Raw genomic sequence first — 24,412 nt, 5'->3', positions numbered from 1 at the left:
GAATCACCGCTCCTTTGCCTGGCCGCCAACGGCCTCGGTGTCCCGATACCTCACCGCGAGCCTGTCCAGCTCCGCCTTGACTTCCTGCTCGGACTTCGACAGATCGTGGCCTGCCTTCTGCAGCAGCCCGCCCAACGTGTCACAGCGGCCGCTCACGTCGCCGACGTACTTCTTCCAGGAGTCGTAGAGCTCCTTCTGCGCCGCGGCGCTCCGGCATCCCCCGGTGTCACCGAGCCCCGTCTGCCCCTCGGTCAGCTTCGTCAACGCCTTGCCAACACCGTCCTTGAGACCCAAGACGCCCTCGCCGGCCTTCACCCATGCCCTTTTGTTCGTCTTCAGATCCCCTGAGGCCGGCCCAGCTGAGGCCCTGTCCTCCGACGGGGCCCGATTCAGCTGCATGTGGACAGTACCGTGCGCCGACGCATCGGCTTTCAGTTGCTCCCACTCGTCCCACGCCACCGCGAAACTCTCCCCACATCCCCGTTTCCCGTGCCCTGTTCCCGGGCGCCTCGGGCCGAGTGGACATTCTCTCCGGCGTCGACGGGACAAATCAAACACAGGGTTTGCCATTGCCAGACTTCCGCTGTCGGCCAAAGGGATCAGGCCACATCGGTGAACTCGGGCAAGGCGAGGGCCGAATGGGCCGGGCGGCCGGTTTTTTGTGGCGGGATTGTGCTGAGCTCGCGCAGCCCCCTGTTTCGCTGCTCCAACGCGCGGGCCGTGGCGGGAAAGAGGGCGGCGGCGCCCTTGCCTGCCTGGTCCTGGTTCAGGGTGACGAATGCGCGGGTGTCGTGTTCGTAGGCGGCGAAGCCCGTGGTGTGGTCCCGGGCCGCCAGGGAAGCGGCGAGCATGTAGGAGCCCACCAGGGCGAGGCTGGTGCCCTGGCCGGTGAGGAGCGAGGGGGCGTACGCGGCGTCGCCGACCAGGGCGGCCCGGCCGTTGGACCAGCGGGGCATGCGGATCTGGCTGACCACGTCGAAGAAGAGGTCGTCCGCGATGTGCAGGGTGGTGAGCATCTCCGGGATCTGCCAGGCCGATTCGGCGAAGACCTCGGTGAGCAGGGCCCGTTGGGCTGCCGGGTTCCGGAAGGCGTCGAACGGCGGGGTCGGGCGGGTGAAGTTTAGGAAGGCGTGGACCTCGTCGGCGTTGTCGCCCGCCGCGTAGAGGGCCGCCGCCCTGCCCGGGGCGTTCCACAGCACGGTTTCGCGGCAGAGGCCGAGGGTGTTGCGCATGGTGAACCCGGCGAAGCAGTAACCGAGGTAACTGTGGAACTGTTCTTCGGGGCCGAACAGCAGTCGGCGGGTGTGCGAGTGCAGGCCGTCCGCGCCGAATACCAGGTCGAACGTACGGCTGCCGCCCCGGCGGAAGGTGACGCCGACCCCGTGGTCCGGCCGGTCGAGGGTGTGGAGGGTGTCGATCGAGTCGCCGAACAGGAACTCCACGTCGTCGCGGACCGCCGTGTGGAGAGCGCGGGTCAGCTCCCCGCGCGGCACCTCCAGGTCCTGGCCCGCGACGCCTCCGGTGACGGTGTGCGGGGCGAGGGAGGCCACCTCGCCGCCGTCCTCGTCGAGGAAGGTCAGCCGGCGCAGGTCGATGTGGGCGTCCCGCAGTCGCGGCAGGATTCCCATCCTCCGGACGACCTCCAGTGCGGTGCCGCGTACGTCGACGGGGTAGCCGCCGCCGCGCAGGGTGTCCGCCTTCTCGACCACCGTGACCTCGAAGCCGTAACGGTTCAGCCAGAAGGCGAGGGCAGGCCCCGCGATGCCGGCCCCGGATATCAGGGCGGTGCGCCTGGGTGTGGTTCGGTTGCCGCTCGGCAGATCGATGCGGGGCATCACTCTTCGGCTCCTTTGCTCATGGTGCGGGTGACCAGGAGGGACAGCGCTGTGACGACGGCGGCCAGGGCGAAGCCGGTGACGAAGGCGGATTCGGCCGGGACGTCCGACCCGGGCGGGGTGCCGGCGGTGAGGATCGCGCCGCTGATCTGCACGCCCACGGCGTAACCGATCACGCGGGTGACCAGGACCAGGCTGGTGGCGATGCCGGTGTCGCCCCGGTCGACGGTGGTGGCGGCGCTGGTCACCATCGCCGTGACGATCAGTCCGTTGGCGAGCGCGATCATCGCCTTGCCGAGGACGAGGTGCCAGACCTCGCTGTGCACGGCTGCCAGGCCGAACAGGCCGGCGGCCATGATGACTGTCCCCGCGGTGACCACGGCACGCGGGCCGAAGCGCCGCGCCCCGAGCCCGCTGATCGGCCCGGCCAGCGACGCGACCACGGCCCCGGGCAGCAGGAAGAAGCCGATCCGGGTGGCGTCGGCCCCGAAGCCGTACGCGTCGGAGGGCACCGCGAACAGCTGCGGGACGAGATGGACCGGCACCGCGGTGCCGACGCACAGCACGAACGTCAGCACGCACGACTTCCACACCACCGGCCGGGCCAGCATGCGCAGATCGACCATCGGCGAGGCCGCGCGGCGCTCCACCGCCGCCCATCCGATCGCGCAGGCGGCCGTGATCACGAGGAGGGCGCCGAGCACGAGGGGCTGCGAGGAGGCGAGGTCGGCCGCCAGCGCGAGGGTGAGCATGAGCGTGACCAGGGTCCCGCTCAGGAGGACCAGGCCGGGCCAGTCGACCCCGGCATCGTCAGGCCGGGCCGGCGGATCGTTCGGCATCAGACGGTTCACCAGCAGGGTGGCCCCGACGACCGCGATCGTCGGCAGCGCGAACATCCAGTGCCGGGACAGTCCTTCGGCCACGGGTCCGGCCGACAGGGTGCCCGCCATCCCGCCGCCCACGAACAGCCCGCTGACCACCCCGATGGCCACCTTCGACGCCCCCTCGGGGAGGTGCTTGCGCACGAGGATGAACGAGAGGGGCAGTGCGCCCACCATGGCCCCTTGCAGCACCTGACCGAGCAGCAGCATCGGCAGGCCGGTGGCCAGGGCGGAGACCAGGCCACCGGCGCAGACCACCGCCATCAGACGGATCAGGACCCGTTTCCCGCCGTAGCGGTCGCCGAACTTGCCCGCGACCGGTGTGACGAGCGCGCCGGTGACGAGGAGCGCGACGCTGAGCAACGCCCCTTCGGATGGGCTCATCGCGAGCTCGCGTTGCAGGAGCGGGAGCGTCGGTGTCACCACCGACTCCAGGGCGCCGGTGGCGACGGCCAGTGCGCCGAGGGCGCCGACGGCGGCCCTTCCGATACGAACCGGGGGAGCTTGGCTTTCCGTTGAGCGGGTTGAGGTTGAGCCGGTTAAGCCGGTTGGTGCGTTCGTTCCCGTCATGGACAGTCCCTTCCGTCAACGCTTCTACACTACACCGTGCAGTGTAGAAGCGTTACGATGTGCTCATGCCGCCCACGAAGACCCTGCGCGAGGGGTCCGCGCCGAAGCGGGCCGCCATCCTTTCGGCGGCCCGCGAGCTGTTCCTCACCGACGGTTTCGACCGGTCCAGCGTCGACGCGGTCGCCGCCCGGGCCGGAGTGTCCAAGCGGACGGTCTACGACTACTTCGGCGACAAGCAGACCCTGCTGCGAACGGTCGTCGACTCCGTCGGGCAGTCACTGGTCACCGCTGTCCGGCGCACCCTCGACGACACCCTCACCGACCGCACCGAGGCCGCCGGTCTCGAAGACGCACTGGTCACGTTCTCGATGCGCATCGCGACCGACATGCTCGGCTCGGCGGAGTACGCCACGCTGCGACGGCTGGTCCGGGCGGAATCCGGCCACCTGCCGCACCAGGACTACAACCCCATGGCCGACACCCCCGACGAGGCGATCGCCGAGCGACTCGCCGCGTTCGCCGCGGCCGGGCTGCTCGACGTCCCCGACCCCCGGCTAGCGGCCGACCAGTTCCTCGCGCTGACCTTCGGCGTCGCGCTGGACCGGCTCGGTTCGGCGAACGCGGCGGAGGACTCCCGCGTCCGGCCACTCGTCGTCGAGGGGGTGCGGACCTTCCTCCGGGCCTACCGAACCCCTTCCCCGTAGGGGCGCGGCACGGTCGGCCCGGCCGAGCGGAAACCGTTCCCCCCTGGAGGCTCGTCCTACGAAGTTACGGACCAGGGAACGGGCAGCGGACAGAAAGACGTGGTGGAGCGGGTGCGGTTTCAGTTGCGGGAGCGGGCGAGCCGCCGTGGGGCGCCGTCGGCCGGGTGGGTCGCCTTCGGCGCGGGCGGCGGGCGGCGGGGGGCGGTGCTCGCCGGGCTCGCGGTGATGGTGGCCGGGGTGATGGGCCTCCACCGGTGGATTCCCAACTCGCCCGGGCAGGTGGGCAGTCTGGTGGAGAACTTCCTCCCGTGGGCCGGGCTGGCCGTCGTCCTGCTGCTGGTCCTCGCCCTGGTGCGGCGGTCGGCGATCGCCCTGGTGGCGGTGCTGCTGCCGGTGGCCGTCTGGACGCATTCCTTCGGCGCGCTGCTCCTGCCGGAGGCCGATCCCGGTGCGCGGGACCTCGTCGTCGTACAGCACAACGTCAGTGACGAGAACCGCGACCCGGCGGGGACGGCCCGTGCGCTGGCCGCCGCCGGACCCGATCTCATCGCGCTGGAGGAGCTGGTGCCTCCGGCCCTGTCGGTGTACGAGAGGACGCTGGCCGCCGAGTACCCCCATCACGCCGTCCGGGGCACCGTCGGGCTGTGGTCGAAGTACCCGTTGTCCGGAGCGCGGTCGGTGGACATCAAGCCGGACGGAATCGCGGAGGGATGGAGCCGCGGGCTACGGGCCGTGGCCCGTACGCCGCACGGCGAGGTCGCCGCGTACGTCGCCCACCTGCCCTCCATGCGCATCGGGACGGGCGGTCTCGCGTCCGCCTGGCGGGACGAGAGCGCCCGGCTGCTGGGGCGGGCCATCGCCGCCGAGGAGACCGGGGCGCTGATTCTGCTCGGGGATCTCAACGGGGCCGTCGACGACCGGGGGTTGAGGCCTCTCGCCTCGCAGTTGAACGTTGCCGAGCGCGGGTTCGCCTTCAGCTTCCCCGCCTCCTTCCCGGTGGCCCGGATCGATCAGGTGATGGCCCGCTCGGCCACCGTCGGTCACCTCCGCGCCCTGCCCGCCACCGGCAGCGACCACCTGCCGGTCGCTGCCCGCGTCAGCCTGGAGTCCCCACGCTGACGGCGAGTGGGGCACCGCCCACGGCTGACCGGCCTCCGGCCCCTCCATGGTTCGTCCATGCTTTCATCACAATTCCGCTTCGCTTCCCCCATGCCCCTGAAACCGCCCCGGGCCCGCTGCGAGCATCGGCTGCTCCACCGCACCACAGCGCCGAGTTCCGCCTTGGGGGCAACACATGCAGACGACGAAGCAGTCACGGCAGCCGAGGCGCGACTTCCTCCGGATACCGGTGGGGGCCGTCGCGCTCGCGCTGTTCCTCGCCGGGTGCGGGGGCGGCGGCGATACGGACGACGGGGGCGGAAAGGGTGCCGCCAAGGTCGCCGCGTCGGCCAGTCCATCGCCCTCCGTGCAGCGGGCCCTGGCCCTCATGGACGACGAGGAGCAGCGCGCGGTGGCCGGGAAGAGCCTGGACATCGACGTCCTGGACAACGACTCCATCACCCTGGAGAGCGGCGACGCGGCGGCCCTGCTCGACGCCTACGACCCGGATGACCTGACCCTGAGCGTCGCCACCGCCCCCGGCCACGGGACCGCCACGGTGTCCGGGGCCTCGGTCGCGTACACCGCCGCGACCGGGTACGCAGGCGAGGACACGTTCACGTACCGGGTGCTCGTCACCGGGACCGACGTACCTGCCGCCACGGCCGTGGTCCGCATCGACGTGACCGCGCCGAAGCCGAGCCCGAAGCCCACGGCCAAGCCCACGCCGAAGGCGACGACCGCGGCGCCGGTGTACTACGAGAACTGCGACGCCGCCCGCGCCGCCGGGGCCGCACCCGTTGAGAAGGGCGACCCCGGCTACGCGCCCCACCTGGACCGCGACGGCGACGGCGTGGGCTGCGAGCCGTGGGGCGGCGGGTCGTCGTCCTCCTCCGGCGGGAGCGGCGGCGGTTCGAGCAGTGGTGGTACGAGTGGCGGGGGCGGGGGCAGCAGCACGTACTACGCGAACTGCACCGCCGTACGGGCCGCGGGCGCCGCGCCCATCCACGCCGGGGAGCCCGGCTACGGCCGGCACCTCGACCGCGACGGGGACGGCGTCGCCTGCGAGTAGAGGCAGGGGCCCGGGGGCTTTGTCAGCGGTAGTCGTCCGGGTGGTCCTGCATCCAGGTGTTGATGCCGTCACGGGTGCCGACGATCTCGGAGAAGTACTTCTCCAGGTGCGCCGTGGACCGGTCCTCGCCCAGCTTGCCGAACAGGACCTTCATGTCGGCGAGGGGCTTCTTGAAGTGGCCCGGGCCCTTGCTGTCCGCCCGCATCGCCTCGTCCAGCTCCGTGAGTTCCCGGGTGACCCGGCCGAGGAAGTAGGCGCAGTCGCCCGCGCCGGGGGTGCAGGTGTCGCCGAGCGTCGCCTGCAACGTGGCGAAGGCGTCACGGACCAGCTCGGGGGCGGGCGATGGGGCGGCGGTGTCCGGCGCCCCGGTGGCCGCCCGCTCGGCCTTGTCCGTGTTCTCGGCGTCCTCCGCGGTGCGGGTGGGGTCCGCGTCCGCCGAGGAGGGCGCCGAGGCCGCGGGGCCGTCCGCGCCGGAGCCGTCCCCGCCCGACGCCTGGGTGCAGGACACCAGCGCCGCGGCCACGACCACGGCAAGCGCACCTGCGCGCAACCCCGTTCGGGCTGAGCGGCGAACACCCGCGCCATCGGTACGGACGGTGGTGCGGGCAACGGTACGGAACTGCATGAGACCCCCTCGCGTGAAGGGCCCAGACCTTACACGGCGCCCGCGGCCCGGGTTCCCGCGAGGAAGGCCGCTATCTCCCTGTACACCGCAGCGGAGTCGTCCAGATGGGCGTCATGGCCCGCCCCCGGGATCACGCTCACCCGCGTATCCGGGTGGCGGGCCCCCATCCGGTCCGCCTCCTCCGGCTGCATCGCGCCGCTCTCGCCCCGCACCACCAGTACCGGGCAACGCACCCGGTCCCAGGCGTCCCAGTAGTCGCGGTGCGCGTTCTCCTGAACCGTAGCCACCATCACATCCCGGTCCACCCGGGGGTACAGACCGCCGGGGCCGGGTGCGAGGCCCGCCGCCCACGCCCGGCCCGCCGGGCCGCCGCCGAAGAACGCGGTGGCCGCCTCCGCGTCCGGGAACGGCACGGGCCAGGAGTCGAGCCAATCGCCTATCTGTACCGGCAGCTCGGGGTTCGGGCCCGCCGGGCCCGCCTCGATCAGGATCAGCGCCCGGCACGCCTCCGGGTGCGCCGCCGCGGCGAGCAGCGCGGTGAGACCGCCCATCGACTGTCCGACCAGCACCGTGTGCTCGCCGGACAGGCCCAGGGCGCGCGCCACGGCCAGGACATCGCGGACGTGCGCCGCGCGCGACACGTCACCGGGGCGGCGGGTGCTCGCCCCGCTGCCCCGGGCGTCGAACGCGACCACGCGGTGGGTCGCCGCGAACCGGGCCGCCAGCGCGTCCCACTCGCCGCAGTGCCCGGCCAGCCCGTGCAGCAGGAGCAGGGGCGGGCCGTCGCCCCCGTGGTCGGTACAGAAGAGGCGTACGGGGGCCGCCTGCACCTCGTCGCCGCTCGCCACCGTGACCGTGAACGTCCTCAACTGGTTCCCCCTGTCCAGCCCCGCTTGTTCGCCCGCCCGTCGGCGACGCCGAACCGGACGTTAGCCTCAGGAGCGGAATCGGACCACGGGCATACGACAGACATACGACGGACACACGAGGGAAGCGACGATGGCGAACGTTCCGGTGGCGGCAGTGGCGGCAGTGGCGGCGAGCGGGCTCGTCGGGGGCTACGGCGTCGCCCGGTGGACCGGGAAGCGCCCGCTCGGCGGCGTCGCGCTCGCCGCCGCCGGGTCCCTCGCCGCGTACGAGTGGAACCGCCAGGCCGGGCCGCGCGCGGCCGCCGGGCTGACCGCCGCGTACGTCGCCGCCTTCGCCGGGTCGCACCCGCTCGCCAAGAAGGTCGGCGCCTGGCCCGCCGTGTTCACCGTCGCCGGGGGCGTGGCCGCCGCTTCCTGGGCCGTCACCCGCCGCGCCCGGCGTTAGTCGGGAGAGCCCTTCGTTCCGGTCAGAGGGAGCCGTTACGACACCGCGCGCTCGGTGCGAGCCGCGCACGCGGGCAGGGCGGGCAGGGGCTGAGGCCGGAACAGGTCGACGACTTCGCCGACATCGGCGAGAGCGTCGTGGCCGAACTGACCGAAGCCGGTGGGCGACAGAGAAAAGGCGCGCGGCGTTGAACACCCGCCGCGCCGGGCCCGTACTACCGGGCAACTCCCCCGTGCAAGCCGGGTGCGTGCCCGTACACGACAGGACGGGCACGCACCCGGAGCCCACAGCCCCGTAGGGCCCTCAGCCGCCCAGCGCGTGCGACACCGTGTAGATCGCCAGGCCCGCCAGCGCACCCACCACCGTGCCGTTGATCCGGATGAACTGGAGGTCGCGGCCGATGTGCGCCTCGATCTTCTTCGAGGTCTGGTCCGCGTCCCAGCCCGCGACCGTCTCGCTGATGAGGGACGTGATCTCCGCGCGGTACGTCGTCACGACATACACCGCCGCGTCCTCCAGCCAGCCGTCCAGCTTGGCCTGGAGCCGTTCGTCGTTCGCCAGCCGGGCGCCCAGCGACATCAGCGACGCGCGCGCCCGCAGCCGCAGTTCGCTGCGCTCGTCCTCGGCCGCCGCGATGATCATCGTACGGACGGAGGACCAGGCGGACGCGATGACGTCCTGCACCTCGCTGCGGCCCAGGATCTCCGACTTCAGCCGCTCCACCCGGGCCCGGGTGTCCTCATCGCTCTGGAGGTCGGCCGCGAAGTCGTTGAGGAACGTGTCGATGGAGCCGCGCGCCGGATGCTCCGGCATGTCCCGCATCTCCGTGACGAACCGCAGCAGTTCCTTGTAGACCCGCTCCCCCACCCGCTTGTCCACGAACCGCGGCGTCCAGCCCGGTGCCCCGCCCTGCACCGCGTTCATCACCGAGTCGCCGTGCTCCACCAGCCAGTCGTGCGCCCGTACGCAGACGAGGTCGACGACCTTGCGGTGGCCGCCGTCGGTGACGACCTTCTCCAGCATCTTGCCGAGGCTCGGGCCGACCTCAGCCGCGTCCGCGCGCCGGGTGATCGCCTCACCGACCACCGCCTGGACGTCGGAGTCCCGCAGCACCGTCAGCGCTCCGCGCAGCGCCGTCGCCGACTCGGCGGTCACCCGGTCCGCGTGGGCGGGCTCCGCCAGCCAAACACCGAGCCGCTTTCCGACGCCCAGCGCGTGAATTCGGTCACGAATGACGTCTCCGGAGAGAAAGTTCTCACCCACGAAGGAACCGAGGGACTGTCCCAGCTGATCCTTCTTGGTAGGGATGATGGCGGTGTGGGGGATCGGCAGACCGAGCGGGCGCCGGAAGAGCGCCGTGACGGCGAACCAGTCCGCCAGGGCGCCCACCATCCCCGCCTCGGCAGCCGCCGCGACGTAGCCCGGCCAGCCCCCCACACCTGAGCTCTTCGCCCAGGTGGCCAGCACGTACACGAGCGCGACGAGCAGGAGGAGGCCGGTGGCCGTGGTTTTCATGCGCCGTACGCCGCGCTGCTTCTCCTCGTCGGCGGCGGTGTACGCGAACGAGGCCAGCGGCCCCGGCCCCGCGCCCGGCCCTGGCCCGAAGCCCGCGCCGGAGCCCGGGCCCGGGCCCGGGCCCGGGCCCACTGACTTTCGCTCGGCTTTCTGCCCCTGCCCCGCGTCCTGCTCTTCGGATCCGGTCCGTTCCATCCGCTCCACCCGTCCGCGTACGCCTCGCCCCCGTGACGTACGCATTGTCCCTACCTCACCTACTCCCGGGCCGCACGTCGAGTTCCCGACGGCCTGTCGCATCATGGGACCAGCACGATCATCACAAGGAGAAACACCGCACATGCCCAGGCGCCAGGGGTATGCCCTGCTCATCGCCCTCGTGGCGGGCACCGTCGCGCTCGCCGCCGCCGTCGCCTTCGGCACGACGCTGCTCTCGGGCCCCCGGCCGACGCCGCCCCCGCCCGCCGAGACCCATGCGGCCGCCCGTAACCCGGTCGCCCCCGCCACCTCGGGCGGCAACTGGGTCGCCACCTGGACGGCCGCACCGGTCCGGGCCGAGCCCAACACCCCGAACGGGCTACCCGGACGCACCATCCGAAACATCGTCCACACCAGCATCGGCGGGAACGTAGCCCGCATCACGCTGTCCAACCTCTTCGGCACGGTCCCCCTGGTCGTGGACCAAGCCACCGTCAACACCAGGCCGGTGACCTTCAAGGGCGCCGCCGCCGTCACCATCGCCGCGGGCGGGCGGATCGTCAGCGATCCCGTCGTCGTGCCCGTCGCCCCCGACTCCGACCTTGAGGTCGGCTTCCGCACCCCGGAGCCCGGCGGGCCGGTCACCTACCACCCCAACAGCCACCAGACGTCCTACCTCGTCGACGAGCGCGGCACCCGGCCCACCACGAACTGGCGCTACCTGACCGCCGTGGACGTCCGCAACGAGAGGGCCCTCGGCGCGATCGTCGCCCTCGGCGACTCCCTGACCGCGGGCAGCCGCTCCACCACCGACGCGAACGCCCGCTGGACCGACGTCCTCGCCGACCGGCTGGGCGGCCGGTACGGGGTCGCCAACGCGGGCATCTCGGGCAACCGGGTCGTGGGCATCGGGCGCGGCACCGGTGGCGAAGCCGGGACCGACCGGTTCGAGCGCGACGTCCTGCCGGTCGCCGGGGTCCGGACGGTCATCGTGGCCCTCGGCATCAACGACGTACAGCAGTCCCCCCAGGAGACCGACCCCCAGCGCATCGTGGACAGCCTGCGCTCCCTCACCGAGCGGGCGCACGCCCGCGGGCTCACGGTCGTCGGCGCGACGCTGACCCCGTTCGAGGGCTTCCCCAGCTGGACGCCCGAGCGCAACGCCGTACGGCTGGCGGTCAACGAGCAGATCCGGGCGGGGACGGTGTTCGACGCGTACGTCGACTTCGACGAGGCGGTACGCGATCCCGCCGCGCCGAACCGGCTGCTCACCGCGTACGACTCCGGCGACCACCTGCACTTCAACGACGACGGCTACCGCGCGCTCGGCGACCGGGTGGACCTGGCGTCCCTGGACCGGGCCCCTGCCCCCCGGTCCGACGCACTGTGAGCGGCCGCTGAGCGGCACCCCGGCCCCGATCGGCCGGAGGCGCGGTGAGGCGTGGGAGGCGCTGCGAGACGCGTGAGGCACTGCGAGACGCGTGACGTGCTGAACAGCCGCGTCGGCCCCGCCCTCCCCCTCAGAGTTCCTTGCGGGTGCCGCCATCCGGGCCTTCCAGACCGCGTCGGCGGCGCGCCTCCAGTTCCGCCTGTTCCGCCTCCTTCAGGCGGCGGCGCTCCGCCTTCGTCCGCTTGCGCTCCACGCCGACGCCGCCCATCAGCGCGAAGCCGGTGATCCGCACGTACGGGGCATCGGGCGCGGGCTCGCCCTCCTCGTTGGAGCCCTCGCCGAAGCCGCCCATGATGCCGACTCCCCTGACGTCGACGTTCAGCTCCGGCGGCGCGGTCACATGCAGACCGCCCATGATCGTGAAGCACCGGATCACGGTCTCGCGGTCCTCGAAGTGCGCCTCGCGCAGGTCGATCTCGCCGCCACCCCACATCGCGAACGCCGTGAACTTCCGGGCCACCGTCCAGCGGCCCTTTCGGTTGAAGCCGCCCCAGAGCGCGAACCCGCCCTTGGAGGTCGCGGTGCCACCGATCCGGGCGGGCCAGTTCGCCGCGGAACCCCGCAGCGGGGCGGGCGCGGTCGCGCCCACCGGGGCCACCGCCGAGCCGGGCGCCGGAAGGTCCTGGACGAGCGGCTCCAGCTCCCCGTGTGTACGCGCCTTGTAGGCCGTTTCGAGGCGCTGCTCGAACTCGTCCATCTCCAGTCGGCCCTCGGCCACGGCTTCGCGCAGCAGCTCGGCGATCCGTTCACGCTCGGTGTCGGATGCGCGCATTTCCGGACGTTCACTTGTCATACCGCGCAGCCTATTGAACGCACCCGCTCAAGGCACAGACGCGCAGGCCGAGCAGTCGCACCCGCCGTCCCGGAGAGGGGCCGTCAGGGCAGGAACCGTCAGGGCGCCGACTCGTACATCCTCGCGATCACCGCCTCGATGTCCGGTTCCCGCACCGACAGGTCGACCAGCGGGTATTCAGCCGCGATGCGCGCCACCAGCGGGGCCGCCGAAGCCTCGGCGGGGAACGCCAGCCACTGACGCGGGCCCTCCACCCTGACCGCTCGCAGCACGGGCCCCGACGGGCCGGACGTCAGCTCGATCGGCGGGAGCTCGCGCTCCAGGTCCACCACCAGCATCCGCTCGCTCTCCCCCGCCTCGTGGAGGCCGGCGAGGGAACCGTCGTACATCAGACGGCCGTGGTCGATCACCATCACCCGGCTGCACAACTGCTCGATGTCGGTCAGGTCGTGCGTCGTCAGCAGGACCGTCGTCCCGCGCTCGGCGTTCAACTCCTGGAGGAACTGGCGCACTTTGACCTTGGAGATCACATCGAGCCCGATCGTCGGCTCGTCCAGGTACAGCACCTCCGGATCGTGCAGCAGCGCCGCCGCGATGTCGCCGCGCATCCGCTGACCGAGGGAGAGCTGCCGCACGGGGACGTCCAACAGCGCTCCCAGGTCGAGGAGTTCGACACAGCGGTCCAGGTTCTCCCGGTAACGGCGGTCCGGGATGCGGTACATGCGGTGCATCAGCCGGTACGAGTCGCGCAGCGGCAGGTCCCACCAGAGCGTGGTCCGCTGGCCGAAGACGACGCCGATGCGGTGCGCCAGACGCGTGCGTTCCCGGGCGGGGTCGATGCCCGCGACGCGCAGCCGGCCGCCGCTCGGGGTGAGGATGCCCGTCAGCATCTTGATCGTGGTCGACTTGCCCGCCCCGTTCGGGCCGATGTAGCCGACCATCTCACCGCGCGGGACCTGGAAACTGATCCCGTCCACGGCCCGGACCTCGTGCCGTTCGCGGCGCAGCAGACCGGCCTTCCGGCGGACCTGGAAGACCTTCTCGACGCCGTCGAGGGTGATGAAGCCGTCGCCGCCCATGCCCGTGACCTCCTGCGTAGTCCTGTCCGACAACCCGTCCGGCACCCTGTCCGGCCTCCCGTCCGACACCCGGCCCGAGGGGCCCGGCTCCCGTTTCCTCAACTGCCCGTACTCCGGTACGCCCGCAGCCCCGCCCGCCACGCGAGACCCGCCAGCCCCCAGCAGCCCGCCGCCACCGCCGGCGGCAGGAAGGCCACCCACTGCGGCAGATCGACCGGGTACTCCCGGTCCAGTACGTAGAGCGCGGGCAGCCAGCTGACGAAGGCCAGCGGGACCACGAACGTCACCCCGCGCACCAGGTCCTTCGCGAAGACCGTCGGCGGGTACTGGAGCAGCGTCGTCCCGCCGTACGTGAAGGAGTTCTGCACCTCGGAGGCGTCCTGCGCGACGAACTGGAACGCCGCCCCCGCCACGAAGACCGAGCCGAAGATCGCCGCCCCGCTCACCACCATCACCGGCAGCATCAGCACCTTCAGCGGCGACCACGCGATGTCGAGGGTGATCAGCGCATAGCCGAGGACCAGCAGCCCCTGGGTGATCCGCCCGGCCCGGCGCAGCGCGAACCGGTCCGCCGCCACCTGCGCCAGCACCGGCACCGGCCGCACCAGCAGCGTGTCCAGCGTGCCGTCCCGGACCCGGCGGCCCACCCGGTCCATCGACCCCAGCAGCAGGTCGCACAGCCCGAACGCCGTCGCCGAGAGCCCGTACAGCAGGGCGATCTCCGGGAGCGTGTAGCCGCCGAGCGCGTCGACGTGCGTGAACATCAGCAGGATCGTCACGAAGTCGAAGGCCGTCACCGCGAAGTCCCCGAGCGCGGTCATCACGAACGAGGCCCGGTACGCCATCGTCGAGCGCACCCACATCGCCGTGATCAGCCCGTACGCGCGCAGCCCCTCCAGCAGCCGGGGCCGCTCCTCGAACGCGAAGCCGCCCGCCTCCCGGCCCTCGTCGGCCCGTACCGCCGTCTCAGCCACCCTGGACCACCACCCTCCTGGTCGCCGCGGTCTGCAACAGGCGCCCCGCCAGCAGCAGGACCACCGCCCAGCCGCCCTGGAACGCGTACGCCTCCACCAGCCCCCACCCCGTGCGCCTGCCGAGGAACACATCGGCCGGGACCTGGAGCAGCGAGGACCACGGCAGCGCCCGCGCCACCTCGCCCAGCAGGCCGGGGAACAGGTTCAGGGGCAGCAGCATCCCGGAGAAGAACAGCCCGGCCAGCGACGCGATCCGCATCGCTCCCGCCGCGTCGAGCAGCCAGAACGCCGACAGCGCGACCAGAAAGCGCACCGCGAAGCTGACGACGAGGCCCAGGAACACCGAGACGAGGAACGCGGGCCAGGTCCACAGGGAGCCGGGGAGCGCCAGGTCGAAGGCGAGCGCCCCCAGGAACATCGGTGCGACGCCCCGGCCCAGCAGGTGGAAGGCCGCCCGGCCCAGGTCGGCCGCCAGCCACCACAGCTGGAGGTCGGCGGGGCGGTACAGGTCGACGGCGATGTCCCCGGTACGGATCCGCTCCGCCAGCTCGTCCTCGAAGCCGCCGCCCATCATGGCGCAGGCCATCAGCAGGGCCTGCCCGAGCCAGACGTAGGTCAGCGCCTGCGCGGTGTCGTAGCCGCCGAGCTGCGGGCGTTCGTCCCACAGGGCGATGTAGGCGTACGCCACGATGAAGCCGAAGACCGTGTTGGTGAACACCCCCGCGGCCGTGGCCGTCCGGTAGGTGGCGTAGCGCCGGAATCCGCCCGCCGCCACGACCGCGTAGAGCCGCACGCCGCCCCCTCTCCCCCGCCGCCGACCGGCTCCCGACGCCAAAGCCCGCGAGCCTAGTACGCGCGCGGAGGCGGCCGCGACCGTGTTTCTGACGGCCGGTGAGGCGACCGGAGGAGGGAACGCACCTTCCTAAACCACAGTTTTTGTGACTAAACGGGCACTATGGAAGAACTGTCCACGCCCGAGGAGCCCTCACCGATATGAGCGACGAGCCGCAGAACTGGGCCCCCCGCGACCCCTCGGGCGCGATGGCGGCACCCGGAGGCGACCGCCCGCGGAAGCCGGGAAGGACACCGCGCAAGGGTCACCCGAAACGGCCCCGGCGCACCGGCTGGCGGCGCGTCCTCCCCACCTGGCGGATGATCCTCGGCACCGCGCTGGGCCTGGCCCTCCTCCTCGGCGGCGGGCTCATCGCCGGATACCACCTCGTCGACATCCCGGCCGCCAACGCCGCCGCCACCGCCCAGTCCAACGTCTACCTCTACAACGACGGCAGCGTCATCGTCCGCCACGGCGACGTCAACCGGGAGAAGGTGAATCTCTCCCAGGTCCCCCTCACCGTCCAGCGGGCCGTACTGGCCGCCGAGGACCGCGACTTCCACTCCCAGCCCGCCGTGGACGTCAGGGCGCTGCTCCGGGCGGGCTGGAACACCGTGACCGGCAAGGGCAAGCAGGGCGGCTCCACCATCACCCAGCAGTACGTCAAGAACTACTACCTCGGCCAGGAACGGACCGTCGTCCGCAAGGCCAAGGAGCTCTTCATCGCGGTCAAGCTCAACCGCGAGGAGAGCAAGGACCAGATCCTTGAGGGCTACCTCAACACCAGCTACTTCGGCCGTAACGCCTACGGCATCCAGGCCGCCGCCCAGGCGTACTACGGCAAGAACGTCGAGGACCTCACCACCGCCGAGGGCGCCTACCTCGCCACCCTGCTCAACGCCCCCAGCGCGTACGACGTCGTCGCCCACCCCGACAACGAACCGGCCGTGCTGCGCCGCTGGAACTACGTCCTGGACGGCATGGTCAAGGAGCACTGGCTCGACGCGGCCGAACGGGCGACGACCCGGTTCCCCGCACCCGGCGAGGCCAAGCCCCCGACCGGGCTCTCCGGACAGCGCGGATACATCGTGCAGGCCGTCGAGGACTACCTGAGCCGGCGCGGCATCCTCGACGAGGAGACCCTCGCCACCGGCGGCTACCGCATCACCACCACCCTCGACAAGGCCAAACAGGACGCCTTCGTCAGGGCCGTCGACACGAACGTGATGGCCAAGACCAGCCACGAGCGCGAGATCGACCGCAACATCCGCGTCGGCGGGGCCTCGATCGTCCCCGAGACGGGGGCGGTCGTCGCCCTGTACGGCGGCATCGACTACACCAAGCAGTACGTCAGCAACGCGACCCGTCGCGACTACCAGGTCGGCTCCATCTTCAAGCCGTTCGTCCTCACCTCCGCCCTCGTCAACGGCTCCACGACCGGCGACGGCCGGCCCATCACCCCCAACACCGTCTACGACGGCTCCAACAGACGCCCCGTCACCGGACCGCAGGGCGCCACCGACTACGCGCCCGCCAACGAGGACGACGTCGACTACGGCTCCATCACCGTACGCACCGCCACCGACAAGTCCGTCAACTCCGTCTACGCGCAGATGGCACAGGACGTCGGCCCCGGCAGGGTGCGGGACACCGCCGTCGCCCTCGGCATCCCCGCGAAGACCCCCGACCTCACCGCCTCCCCCTCCATCGCCCTCGGCACCGCCAACGCCAGCGTCCTGGACATGGCCCAGGCGTACGCCACCCTCGCCGACCACGGCCGGCGCGGCCCGTACGTCCTCGTCGACAAGGTCACCAAGGGCGGCGCCGAGATCGAACTGCCCGAACGCACGACCGAACAGGCTGTCAGCCGCGAGGCCGCCGACACGACCACCGCGGTCCTGCGCAGCGTCGTGGAGGGCGGCACCGGCACCGCCGCCCAGGCGGTGGGGCGCCCCGCCGTGGGCAAGACCGGCACCGCCGAGGAGGACCGGGCCGCCTGGTTCGCCGGGTACACCCCCGACCTCGCGACCGTCGTCGCCGTGATGGGCCAGAACCCGGACACCGGCGCCCAGACCCCGCTGTACGGAGCCCTCGGCCTGTCCCGCGTCAACGGCGGCGGCGTCCCCGCCGAGACCTGGGCCGCCTATACGGAAGCGGCACTGCGCTCCTCCCCGGCCCGGGAATTCGACCTGGAGACGGCCCCGGGCTCCGACGAGGTGGACGAACCCGACCTCGACGAGGACCCCGGCAGCGGCACGGACCCGTCCGGCCCGCCGCCGGCCGCCCACTCCGGCGCCCCCACGGACACCGGGTGACGCGGCGGGGACCCAGCGCCTCACGACCGCAGCGCCCCGAGGCTCAGTGCCCCGAGGTCGCCTTCAGACCCACCACGGCCACCAGCAGCAGACACACGAAGAAGATCCGGGCCGCGGTCACCGGCTCGTTCAGCACGACCATGCCCAGGATCGCCGCACCGGCCGCGCCGATACCGACCCACACGCCGTACGCCGTACCGATCGGCAGCGTCTTCGCCGCGTGCGACAGCAGCACCATGCTCGCCACGATCCCGAGCCCCGTGAACACGCTCGGCCACAGCCGGGTGAACCCCTCGGTGTACTTCATCCCGATCGACCAGCCCACTTCGAGCAGACCGGCAATGATCAACACAACCCACGCCACGACAGGCACCTCCGACGACAACCACGCGAACAGAACGGGTGCGTCGTCTTTGCCAACCCGGTACGGCGCGTCTCGTCGGGGTGCTTCCACCGTAGCAAGAAAGAGGGAAAGGGCCTGGTGACACCGGTCGCCAGACCCTTACCCGCACTCTCCTGGAGCGCTTCTCCCAGGGACGCCTACAGATACAGCCCGGTCGAATCCACCGACCCCTCGAACCGGTCGGCGGCCACCGCGTGCAGATCGCGCTCCCGCATCAGGACGTACGCCACGCCCCGCACCTCGACCTCGGCACGGTCCTCGGGGTCGTACAGCACGCGGTCACCGGGCTCGACCGTCCGCACGTTCTGCCCGACCGCGACCACCACGGCCCAGGCGAGGCGCCGGCCCACCGCGGCCGTCGCCGGGATCAGGATGCCGCCGCCGGAACGGCGCTCCCCCTCGGACGTGTCGTTCCGTACCAGCACCCGGTCGTGCAGCATCCGGATGGGCAGCTTGTCGTCGTGGGTGTTCTCGCTCACGCCCGCAACCTACCTGCCGCACCCCGGACCGTACGCCTCCGGGTACGGATCACGCGCGGCGGCGCTTCTTCGACGCGGTGAGCAGCCCCACCACACCCACCACCAGCAGCGCCGCGGGGATCACCCGCTCCAGCCGCGGCGAGCCGTCCTCCGCGACGAACCGCGCCTTCACATCCGACACCGAGCGGTTCACCGCGACGAAAGCCCGGCCGACCGTACGGTCCACGGACTGGGCCGCCTTCGCCTTCGCGTCACCGATGATCGTCTTCGGGTGTACCCGCACCCCGATCTCGTCGAGCACCACAGCGAGCTGCTCCCGCCTGCTGATGATGTCCGCCTCGATCTGCGCAGGGGTCCTGGCATCCGACACTGCGCCGCCTCCGTGGTCGTCGTCCGGTCAACCTTCATCTGAACCTTCGTCGACAGTCTGTCAGCTCGAACCTCCGCACACCCGACGGCACCCCTATTACGCTCGGTCCCGTCCGACCCATGCGCCACCCGAGGAGAACCCATGAGCGAGCGACTGAAGCCCGGCGACACCGCTCCCGCCTTCACCCTTCCCGACGCCGACGGCAACGACGTGTCGCTCGCGGACCACAAGGGCCGCAAGGTCATCGTCTACTTCTACCCGGCCGCGCTCACCCCCGGATGCACCAAGCAGGCCTGCGACTTCACGGACAACCTCGACCTGCTCGCGAACGCCGGGTACGACGTCATCGGCGTCTCCCCCGACAAGCCGGAGAAGCTCGCGAAGTTCCGCGAGACGGAAGACCTCAAGGTCACCCTGGTGGGCGACCCCGCCAAGGAGACCCTGGCGGCGTACGGCGCCTTCGGCGAGAAGAAGCTCTACGGCAAAGTGGTGACGGGTGTGATCCGGTCCACCGTCGTCGTCGACGAGGACGGAAAGGTCGAGCACGCGTTCTACAACGTGAAGGCGACGGGCCATGTAGCCAAGATCATCAGGGACCTCGGCATCTGAGCCCTCCCGCCGTCCGGGCGCCGGAATCGCACGCCGGGACGGTGTGAGGGAGATCGCACCGACCCGCGAAGCCGGTTTGCGGCCGCCATGACCGCGCAGAAGCCTTTCCTGGAACACCCTCCGAGGAAAGGACCCCGGCCATGGCGGCCCCCGAACCCCACCAGGCGGCCGACCCAGCAGCGGTCAAACGCCACCCCACGCTCTTCCGGGTCATCCGGAAGCGCCGGAATCCGCGGCTGCGCCGGACGGACATCACGGTCACCGACGACGCCGCGGTCAAGCGGGCCGTGAAGGCGGCGTCGCTCGGGAACGCCATGGAGTGGTTCGACTTCGGCATCTACTCCTACCTGGCCGTCACGATCGGGCACGTGTTCTTCCCGTCCGGGAACGAGACCACGCAGCTCCTCTCCTCCTTCGCGACCTTCGCGGTGGCCTTCCTCGTACGGCCGCTCGGCGGCATGTTCTTCGGCCCGATGGGTGACAAGATCGGCCGCAAGAAGGTCCTCGCACTGACGATGATCCTGATGGCGGTCGGCACGTTCGCCATCGGCCTCATCCCCTCGCACGGGACGATCGGGGTCTGGGCCGCGGTCCTGCTGATCTTCTTCCGGATGCTCCAGGGCTTCTCGACGGGCGGTGAGTACGGCGGTGCGTCCACGTTCATCGCCGAGTACGCCCCCGACAAGCGCCGCGGCTTCTTCGGCAGCTTCCTGGAGTTCGGCACCCTGGCGGGCTACGTCTGCGCGGCGGGCCTCGTAACGACCCTGTACGCCCTTCTGAGCGATGCTCAGATGGAAACCTGGGGCTGGCGCATCCCCTTCCTCGTCGCGGGCCCGCTGGGCCTGGTCGGCCTCTACCTGCGCCTGCGCCTGGACGAGACCCCGGCCTTCCAGAAGCTGGAGGGCGGCACCGCGCACGCGAGCGAGGCGGCGGACGGCGTCGAGACGACGGCCAAGGGCGACCTGGCCAAGATCTTCCGGCAGTACTGGCGGACGCTGATCCTCTGCATCTGCCTGGTCGGCGCGTACAACGTCACCGACTACATGCTGCTGTCGTACATGCCGACGTACCTCTCCGACGAGCTCGGCTACAGCGAGACCCACGGGCTGCTGATCCTGCTGGCGGTGATGGTGCTGCTGATGGCGGTCATCAGCCAGATCGGCAGGGCCTCCGACCACTTCGGCCGCAAGCCGCTGCTGATGACCGGGATGCTGGGCTTCCTCCTCCTCTCGCTCCCGGCGTTCCTCCTCATCCGGGTGGACGGCATCCTCCCGATCACGGTCGGCATGCTGCTGCTGGGCCTCTCCCTGGTCTGCATGCTCGGCACGATGTCGGCGGCGCTGCCGGCCCTCTTCCCGACGAACGTCCGCTACGGGTCCCTGTCGGTCGGCTACAACCTCTCCGCGTCGCTCTTCGGCGGCACGACGCCGCTGGTGATCACGGCCCTGATCAGCTGGACCGGCTCCAACCTCATGCCCGCGTACTACGCGATGGCGGCGGCGCTGGTCGGGGTGATCGCGGTGGCCTGCATGAAGGAGACCGCCCAGAAGCCGCTGATCGGGTCCCCGCCGTCGGTGGAGACGGAGGAGGAGGCGGCGGCGCTGGTGCGGGCGCAGGCGCCGGAGCCGAAGTTCTGAGGCCTTTCCCTTTGAGTGCGCCCTCCGGATTCCGGACGTAACCATCTGATAAACGGTTCGTTACTCCGTACGAGGCTGCGAACGTGCGGCCGGAATCGGAGGGGCAGGGGCATGGGGAAGAGCCCGTACACGCGGGAACGGCTGGCGGAGGCCGCGTCGTCGTCGCGAACTCTTTCGGAGGCGTTGACAAAGCTCGGGGTGGATCCGAAGAGTCCGACGCGGCGGTATCTGCTCGACCGTATGCGAAAGCTCGGCGTGGACACCCGCCACTTCGAGAGCGAAAGCGTGCGCTGGACGGAGGAGGTCCTGCAAGCGGCGGTCGGTTCCTCGACCAACATGTGCGAAGTGCTGCGGCGCCTCGGCCTTGAGGTGGTCGGAGGTCAGCACACCCACATCAGCCGCCGTGTGAAGGCTCTGGGGATCGGCACATCGCACTTCTCGGCACCGCCGAGGACCGGCGACATCCGCCGTCGGCATCCGGAGGAACTGCTGGTCGACCAGAGCCAACACCTCGCACGCCGCATACCCGGCGAGCGGCTCAAGCGGGCCATGATCGCTCTGGGCGCCGTGGAACGGTGTGCCCTCTGCGACACGGGCCGGAGGTGGCGGGAGAGGCCTCTGCCACTTGAGGTCGATCACATCGACGGCAACTGGCGGAACAACCGGCCGGAGAACCTTCGGCTCCTCTGCCCCAACTGCCATTCGACGACCGACACGTACCGCGGCCGCGGCCGCGGCAAAGGGCTTCGCACCTCGGCACGGAGTGAAGCCCGGTGAGCGCCCGCAACAGCTATACACGGGAGCGGTTGGCCGAGGCAGCCCGTCGGTGCGCCGACATCCAGGAGGTCATCGCCTTTCTGGGCACCCGCCCCTATGGCAGACTCAGCCGCTACCTGTTCGCCCGCTTCGAGCATTTCGGGATCGACGTGTCCCACTTCTCCCGCCGTGGCCACCACAGAGCCGGAGAACGTCCTTCGACCGCAGAACTCGCGGAAGCCGTCGCCGCTGCCGTTTCGATCGCCGACGTCCTCAGGCGGCTGGGCCTGGCGGACACCACAAGCCAACGACAGCACTTACGCACGTGGACAGCCGACGACGGACTCTCCACCGCACATTTTCTGGGGCAGGGCCACCAGCGGGGGCAAGCCGGACCCACCCCGCTCAGGACCGCTGAACAGATCCTGGTGAAAAACGAGGGCAAACGCCGTACGAAGACGGCCCTGTTACGGCGGGCACTGCGGGAAGTCGGCCTCGCGGAGGAGTGCGCCGAGTGCGCGACCCCGGCCCTCTGGCTGGGCAAGCCCATGACGCTGGAGGTGGATCACATCAACGGCGACTGGAGCGACGACCGCAGGGAGAATCTGCGGCTCCTGTGCCCGAACTGCCACGCGGTGACCCGCACCTGGTGCAGGGGTGGCAAGGTCGCACCGGCCTGAGGATCTCTCCCTGATATCCAGCGCGCTCACTCCGCAGAGGGCAGTAAGCTGAGATCTGCTGCGCGGCCGTGGCCAAACTGGTATCGGCGGGTGTTTTAGGGGCATCTGGGAGAAATCCTGTGTGGGTTCGAATCCCACCGGCCGCACGCCCACGAGAAGGGGCCGTCCCGATCGGGACGGCCCCTTCTCCACGCTTCACCCCACCAGCTCCCGCACCACCGGCACCAACGCCCGGAACGCCTTGCCGCGGTGGCTGATCGAGTTCTTCTCCGCCGCCGTCAGCTCCGCGCACGTGCGGGTCTCGCCCTCAGGCTGGAGGATCGGGTCGTAGCCGAAGCCGTTCGTACCGGACGGGGCGTGGCGCAGGGTGCCGTTCAGGCGGCCCTCGACCACGCGTTCCGTGCCGTCGGGGAGGGCGAGGGCGGCGGCGCAGGCGAAGTGGGCGGCGCGGTGGGTGTCCGCGATGTCGCCGAGCTGGGCCAGGAGCAGGTTCAGGTTGGCCTTGTCGTCGCCGTGGGTGCCGGACCAGCGGGCCGAGAAGATGCCTGGGGCGCCGCCGAGGACGTCCACGCAGAGGCCGGAGTCGTCGGCGACGGCGGGGAGGCCGGTGGCGCGGGCCAGGGCGTGGGCCTTGAGGAGCGCGTTCTCGGCGAAGGTGACGCCGGTTTCCTTGACGTCGGGGATGTCGGGGTACGCGTCCGCGCCGACGAGGTCGAGGTCGAGTCCCGCGTCGGCGAGGATGGCGTGCAGTTCGGTGATTTTCCCGGCGTTGCGGGTGGCGAGGATCAGGCGCGTCATGGGCCCATTGTCGCCGGTCGCCGTCGGTCCGCGGCCGCTCCCCCTACGGCGTGCAGACCTTGCCGATCTCCGCTTTACGGCGTGCAGACCTTGCCGATCTCCGCGGCCGCGTCCGTCACCGGGGTGATGTCGGGGGTGGCGTCGCCCTTCTCGATGGACTCGCGCACGTTGGTGACGCCCGCCTGGAGGTCGTCGACCGCCTTGGAGAGGTCGGCGTCGTCCGTGGTGTCGTTCAGGTTCTTGAGTTCGCGGTCGATGTCGTCCAGGGCTTCGGTTGCCTGGGTGATGTCCTCGGAGGCGCTGGAGACGGCGTTCTGGAGGTTGCCGACGCTGGTGGCGATGGCGTCGGCGGTGCGTACGCAGTCGAGCGCCTTGTCGAGTCCGGCGCAGCCCACGGCCGTGGTCAGCGTCAGCAGGGTGGCGGCCGTGGCGAGTACGAGGCGTTGGTGGCGGCGCGAAGCCATGGTGGGGTCCCTCCCCGGGGATCGTTACGTGGACGGACGCACGGTTCGACCCGTGCGTCCGTGTCCGTAACGACGCTCTGTGGTGCGCATTTGGTTGCTTCTTTACCCGGGGGGCGGGTCGTTACGCGTCCTGCGTGCTCGCGAGTGCGTCGCGCTGGAGCGTGGCGAGGTCCACGCAGCCCGCCGTGGCGAGGTCGAGGAGCGCGCCGAGTTCCTTGCGGTCGAAGGGCGCGCCCTCCGCGGTGCCCTGGACCTCGACGAAGCGGCCGTCGCCGGTGCAGACGACGTTCATGTCGGTCTCGGCGCGGATGTCCTCCTCATAGCAGAGGTCGAGGAGGGGGGTGCCGTCGACGATGCCGACGCTGATGGCGGCGACGGTGTCGGTGAGGGGCTTGCGTCCGGCCTTGACGATCTTCTTGCCCTGGGCCCAGGTGACGGCGTCGGCGAGGGCCACGTAGGCGCCGGTGATGGCGGCCGTGCGGGTGCCGCCGTCGGCCTGGAGGACGTCGCAGTCCAGGACGATGGTGTTCTCGCCGAGGGCCTTGTAGTCGATGACGGCGCGCAGGGAGCGGCCGATCAGGCGGCTGATCTCGTGGGTGCGGCCGCCGATCCTGCCGCGTACGGCTTCGCGGTCGCCGCGTGTGTTGGTGGAGCGGGGCAGCATGGAGTACTCGGCGGTGACCCAGCCCTCGCCGCTGCCCTTGCGCCAGCGGGGGACGCCTTCGGTGACGGAGGCGGTGCAGAAGACCTTGGTGTCGCCGAAGGAGATGAGGACTGAGCCTTCGGCGTGCTTGCTCCAGCCGCGTTCGATGGTGACGGGGCGGAGCTGTTCGGGGGTGCGGCCGTCGATGCGAGACATGGGCCCGACTTTATCCGCTGACGCGGGTGGCTCCGTTCGGGTGCGGTCGGCGGCCGTACGGGGGACGCGCCGGCGGCCGTAGCGGGGACGCGCCGGTGTGTGGGG

At 71.2% G+C, this 24,412-nt stretch carries 26 protein-coding genes, 1 tRNA gene and 1 riboswitch; of the genes, 11 read left to right on the top strand and 16 right to left on the bottom strand.

What is annotated here, in order from left to right; translation table 11 throughout:
- Positions 1-3 precede the first annotated feature (3 nt).
- The 3 genes from CIB93_RS20195 to CIB93_RS20185 form a co-directional block, all read right to left on the bottom strand.
- Positions 4-459, bottom strand: a complete 456-nt coding sequence (locus CIB93_RS20195) for a hypothetical protein (protein WP_257002262.1) — start codon at positions 457-459, stop codon at positions 4-6.
- 140 nt (positions 460-599) lie between these two features.
- The gene (locus CIB93_RS20190) at positions 600-1,835 is read right to left on the bottom strand and encodes an FAD-dependent monooxygenase (protein WP_096628632.1); all 1,236 of its coding nucleotides are present in this window, start codon (positions 1,833-1,835) and stop codon (positions 600-602) included.
- A complete protein-coding gene (locus CIB93_RS20185; RefSeq protein ID WP_096628631.1) occupies positions 1,835-3,286 on the bottom strand; it encodes an MFS transporter in 1,452 nt (483 codons plus the stop codon). Before CIB93_RS20185 ends, CIB93_RS20190 begins: the two co-directional genes overlap by 1 nt.
- A 65-nt stretch (positions 3,287-3,351) precedes the next feature.
- Between CIB93_RS20185 and CIB93_RS20180 the strand changes: the two genes are divergently transcribed.
- From CIB93_RS20180 to CIB93_RS20170, 3 genes are all read left to right on the top strand, one after another.
- On the top strand, positions 3,352-3,990 hold the full coding sequence (locus tag CIB93_RS20180; RefSeq protein ID WP_096628672.1) for a TetR/AcrR family transcriptional regulator: 639 nt from the start codon (positions 3,352-3,354) through the stop codon (positions 3,988-3,990).
- A 225-nt stretch (positions 3,991-4,215) separates the two neighbouring features.
- Positions 4,216-5,109, top strand: coding sequence for an endonuclease/exonuclease/phosphatase family protein (locus CIB93_RS20175; RefSeq protein WP_096628670.1), 894 nt, complete (start codon positions 4,216-4,218; stop codon positions 5,107-5,109).
- Positions 5,110-5,284: 175 nt separating this feature from the next.
- Entirely contained in the window at positions 5,285-6,160 is an 876-nt protein-coding gene (locus CIB93_RS20170) for an excalibur calcium-binding domain-containing protein (RefSeq protein WP_096628629.1), read from the top strand.
- A gap of 22 nt (positions 6,161-6,182) precedes the next feature.
- Here CIB93_RS20170 and CIB93_RS20165 read toward each other — a convergent pair whose 3' ends face one another.
- Positions 6,183-6,689, bottom strand: a complete 507-nt coding sequence (locus CIB93_RS20165) for a hypothetical protein (protein WP_096628627.1) — start codon at positions 6,687-6,689, stop codon at positions 6,183-6,185.
- 125 nt (positions 6,690-6,814) lie between these two features.
- Positions 6,815-7,654 (bottom strand): alpha/beta fold hydrolase, encoded by an 840-nt coding sequence (locus tag CIB93_RS20160; RefSeq protein WP_096628626.1) that lies wholly within the window; start codon positions 7,652-7,654, stop codon positions 6,815-6,817.
- A 130-nt stretch (positions 7,655-7,784) separates the two neighbouring features.
- On the opposite strand from CIB93_RS20160, the gene CIB93_RS20155 reads away from it, so the two are divergent.
- Positions 7,785-8,099 (top strand): hypothetical protein, encoded by a 315-nt coding sequence (locus tag CIB93_RS20155; protein ID WP_096628624.1) that lies wholly within the window; start codon positions 7,785-7,787, stop codon positions 8,097-8,099.
- Positions 8,100-8,402: 303 nt separating this feature from the next.
- Here CIB93_RS20155 and CIB93_RS20150 read toward each other — a convergent pair whose 3' ends face one another.
- Complete coding sequence (locus CIB93_RS20150; RefSeq protein ID WP_257002260.1) at positions 8,403-9,809, bottom strand: DUF445 domain-containing protein; 1,407 nt, start codon at positions 9,807-9,809, stop codon at positions 8,403-8,405.
- 142 nt (positions 9,810-9,951) lie between these two features.
- Between CIB93_RS20150 and CIB93_RS20145 the strand changes: the two genes are divergently transcribed.
- Positions 9,952-11,199 (top strand): SGNH/GDSL hydrolase family protein, encoded by a 1,248-nt coding sequence (locus tag CIB93_RS20145; protein WP_096628620.1) that lies wholly within the window; start codon positions 9,952-9,954, stop codon positions 11,197-11,199.
- A 130-nt stretch (positions 11,200-11,329) separates the two neighbouring features.
- Here the strand turns inward: CIB93_RS20145 and CIB93_RS20140 are convergent, their stop codons facing one another.
- The 4 genes from CIB93_RS20140 to CIB93_RS20125 all read right to left on the bottom strand — a co-directional run bounded on the left by CIB93_RS20140 (position 11,330) and on the right by CIB93_RS20125 (position 14,898).
- On the bottom strand, positions 11,330-12,031 hold the full coding sequence (locus CIB93_RS20140) for a DUF1707 domain-containing protein (protein WP_096628618.1): 702 nt from the start codon (positions 12,029-12,031) through the stop codon (positions 11,330-11,332).
- A 119-nt stretch (positions 12,032-12,150) separates the two neighbouring features.
- Positions 12,151-13,131: an ATP-binding cassette domain-containing protein gene (locus CIB93_RS20135; RefSeq protein ID WP_096628617.1), complete on the bottom strand. Its 981-nt coding sequence runs from the start codon at positions 13,129-13,131 to the stop codon at positions 12,151-12,153.
- Positions 13,132-13,229: 98 nt separating this feature from the next.
- Positions 13,230-14,105: an ABC transporter permease gene (locus tag CIB93_RS20130; RefSeq protein WP_096628615.1), complete on the bottom strand. Its 876-nt coding sequence runs from the start codon at positions 14,103-14,105 to the stop codon at positions 13,230-13,232.
- Positions 14,098-14,898, bottom strand: a complete 801-nt coding sequence (locus CIB93_RS20125) for an ABC-2 family transporter protein (RefSeq protein ID WP_096628613.1) — start codon at positions 14,896-14,898, stop codon at positions 14,098-14,100. The genes CIB93_RS20130 and CIB93_RS20125 overlap by 8 nt, the downstream gene beginning before the upstream one ends.
- A 200-nt stretch (positions 14,899-15,098) precedes the next feature.
- On the opposite strand from CIB93_RS20125, the gene CIB93_RS20120 reads away from it, so the two are divergent.
- Positions 15,099-17,252 (top strand): transglycosylase domain-containing protein, encoded by a 2,154-nt coding sequence (locus tag CIB93_RS20120; protein ID WP_096628611.1) that lies wholly within the window; start codon positions 15,099-15,101, stop codon positions 17,250-17,252.
- A 43-nt stretch (positions 17,253-17,295) separates the two neighbouring features.
- Here CIB93_RS20120 and CIB93_RS20115 read toward each other — a convergent pair whose 3' ends face one another.
- From CIB93_RS20115 to CIB93_RS20105, 3 genes are all read right to left on the bottom strand, one after another.
- Positions 17,296-17,616, bottom strand: coding sequence for a multidrug efflux SMR transporter (locus CIB93_RS20115; protein ID WP_096628609.1), 321 nt, complete (start codon positions 17,614-17,616; stop codon positions 17,296-17,298).
- A 37-nt stretch (positions 17,617-17,653) separates the two neighbouring features.
- A riboswitch (guanidine-III (ykkC-III) riboswitch) is annotated at positions 17,654-17,717 on the bottom strand.
- A gap of 75 nt (positions 17,718-17,792) precedes the next feature.
- The gene (locus CIB93_RS20110) at positions 17,793-18,134 is read right to left on the bottom strand and encodes a co-chaperone GroES (protein WP_030629018.1); all 342 of its coding nucleotides are present in this window, start codon (positions 18,132-18,134) and stop codon (positions 17,793-17,795) included.
- A 49-nt stretch (positions 18,135-18,183) separates the two neighbouring features.
- Positions 18,184-18,504: a DUF3618 domain-containing protein gene (locus CIB93_RS20105; protein ID WP_096628607.1), complete on the bottom strand. Its 321-nt coding sequence runs from the start codon at positions 18,502-18,504 to the stop codon at positions 18,184-18,186.
- A gap of 141 nt (positions 18,505-18,645) precedes the next feature.
- Between CIB93_RS20105 and bcp the strand changes: the two genes are divergently transcribed.
- From bcp to CIB93_RS20080, 5 genes are all read left to right on the top strand, one after another.
- The gene (gene bcp / locus CIB93_RS20100; protein ID WP_096628605.1) at positions 18,646-19,113 is read left to right on the top strand and encodes a thioredoxin-dependent thiol peroxidase; all 468 of its coding nucleotides are present in this window, start codon (positions 18,646-18,648) and stop codon (positions 19,111-19,113) included.
- A gap of 140 nt (positions 19,114-19,253) precedes the next feature.
- Positions 19,254-20,750, top strand: a complete 1,497-nt coding sequence (gene proP / locus CIB93_RS20095; RefSeq protein ID WP_096628604.1) for a glycine betaine/L-proline transporter ProP — start codon at positions 19,254-19,256, stop codon at positions 20,748-20,750.
- 111 nt (positions 20,751-20,861) lie between these two features.
- Positions 20,862-21,527, top strand: a complete 666-nt coding sequence (locus CIB93_RS20090; RefSeq protein ID WP_096628602.1) for an HNH endonuclease signature motif containing protein — start codon at positions 20,862-20,864, stop codon at positions 21,525-21,527.
- On the top strand, positions 21,524-22,186 hold the full coding sequence (locus tag CIB93_RS20085; protein ID WP_096628601.1) for an HNH endonuclease signature motif containing protein: 663 nt from the start codon (positions 21,524-21,526) through the stop codon (positions 22,184-22,186). Before CIB93_RS20090 ends, CIB93_RS20085 begins: the two co-directional genes overlap by 4 nt.
- A gap of 62 nt (positions 22,187-22,248) precedes the next feature.
- A tRNA-Leu gene (locus CIB93_RS20080) sits at positions 22,249-22,332 on the top strand.
- Between the two features lie 49 nt (positions 22,333-22,381).
- Here the strand turns inward: CIB93_RS20080 and rdgB are convergent.
- From rdgB to rph, 3 genes are all read right to left on the bottom strand, one after another.
- Positions 22,382-22,984 (bottom strand): RdgB/HAM1 family non-canonical purine NTP pyrophosphatase, encoded by a 603-nt coding sequence (rdgB, locus tag CIB93_RS20075; RefSeq protein ID WP_096628599.1) that lies wholly within the window; start codon positions 22,982-22,984, stop codon positions 22,382-22,384.
- Positions 22,985-23,058: 74 nt separating this feature from the next.
- Positions 23,059-23,448, bottom strand: coding sequence for a hypothetical protein (locus tag CIB93_RS20070; protein ID WP_096628598.1), 390 nt, complete (start codon positions 23,446-23,448; stop codon positions 23,059-23,061).
- A 121-nt stretch (positions 23,449-23,569) separates the two neighbouring features.
- Positions 23,570-24,307: a ribonuclease PH gene (gene rph, locus CIB93_RS20065; RefSeq protein WP_096628596.1), complete on the bottom strand. Its 738-nt coding sequence runs from the start codon at positions 24,305-24,307 to the stop codon at positions 23,570-23,572.
- Positions 24,308-24,412 lie beyond the last annotated feature (105 nt).

The sequence above is a fragment of the Streptomyces sp. WZ.A104 genome (genome assembly GCF_002382885.1).
Classification (GTDB): domain Bacteria; phylum Actinomycetota; class Actinomycetes; order Streptomycetales; family Streptomycetaceae; genus Streptomyces.
This window is presented reverse-complemented; position numbering and strand designations above follow the sequence as displayed.

Excerpts from the sequence above, each read along its gene's own strand:
- CIB93_RS20150 (WP_257002260.1), bottom strand. The coding sequence starts at position 9,809 with ATGGAACGGACCGGATCCGAAGAGCAGGACGCGGGGCAGGGGCAGAAA.
- proP (WP_096628604.1), top strand. The coding sequence starts at position 19,254 with ATGGCGGCCCCCGAACCCCACCAGGCGGCCGACCCAGCAGCGGTCAAA.
- CIB93_RS20175 (WP_096628670.1), top strand. The coding sequence starts at position 4,216 with ATGGTGGCCGGGGTGATGGGCCTCCACCGGTGGATTCCCAACTCGCCC.
- CIB93_RS20145 (WP_096628620.1), top strand. The coding sequence starts at position 9,952 with ATGCCCAGGCGCCAGGGGTATGCCCTGCTCATCGCCCTCGTGGCGGGC.
- CIB93_RS20190 (WP_096628632.1), bottom strand. The coding sequence starts at position 1,835 with ATGCCCCGCATCGATCTGCCGAGCGGCAACCGAACCACACCCAGGCGC.
- CIB93_RS20090 (WP_096628602.1), top strand. The coding sequence starts at position 20,862 with ATGGGGAAGAGCCCGTACACGCGGGAACGGCTGGCGGAGGCCGCGTCG.
- CIB93_RS20185 (WP_096628631.1), bottom strand. The coding sequence starts at position 3,286 with ATGACGGGAACGAACGCACCAACCGGCTTAACCGGCTCAACCTCAACC.
- CIB93_RS20155 (WP_096628624.1), top strand. The coding sequence starts at position 7,785 with ATGGCGAACGTTCCGGTGGCGGCAGTGGCGGCAGTGGCGGCGAGCGGG.
- CIB93_RS20170 (WP_096628629.1), top strand. The coding sequence starts at position 5,285 with ATGCAGACGACGAAGCAGTCACGGCAGCCGAGGCGCGACTTCCTCCGG.
- CIB93_RS20135 (WP_096628617.1), bottom strand. The coding sequence starts at position 13,131 with ATGGGCGGCGACGGCTTCATCACCCTCGACGGCGTCGAGAAGGTCTTC.
- rdgB (WP_096628599.1), bottom strand. The coding sequence starts at position 22,984 with ATGACGCGCCTGATCCTCGCCACCCGCAACGCCGGGAAAATCACCGAA.
- CIB93_RS20180 (WP_096628672.1), top strand. The coding sequence starts at position 3,352 with ATGCCGCCCACGAAGACCCTGCGCGAGGGGTCCGCGCCGAAGCGGGCC.
- bcp (WP_096628605.1), top strand. The coding sequence starts at position 18,646 with ATGAGCGAGCGACTGAAGCCCGGCGACACCGCTCCCGCCTTCACCCTT.
- rph (WP_096628596.1), bottom strand. The coding sequence starts at position 24,307 with ATGTCTCGCATCGACGGCCGCACCCCCGAACAGCTCCGCCCCGTCACC.
- CIB93_RS20070 (WP_096628598.1), bottom strand. The coding sequence starts at position 23,448 with ATGGCTTCGCGCCGCCACCAACGCCTCGTACTCGCCACGGCCGCCACC.
- CIB93_RS20140 (WP_096628618.1), bottom strand. The coding sequence starts at position 12,031 with ATGCGCGCATCCGACACCGAGCGTGAACGGATCGCCGAGCTGCTGCGC.
- CIB93_RS20120 (WP_096628611.1), top strand. The coding sequence starts at position 15,099 with ATGAGCGACGAGCCGCAGAACTGGGCCCCCCGCGACCCCTCGGGCGCG.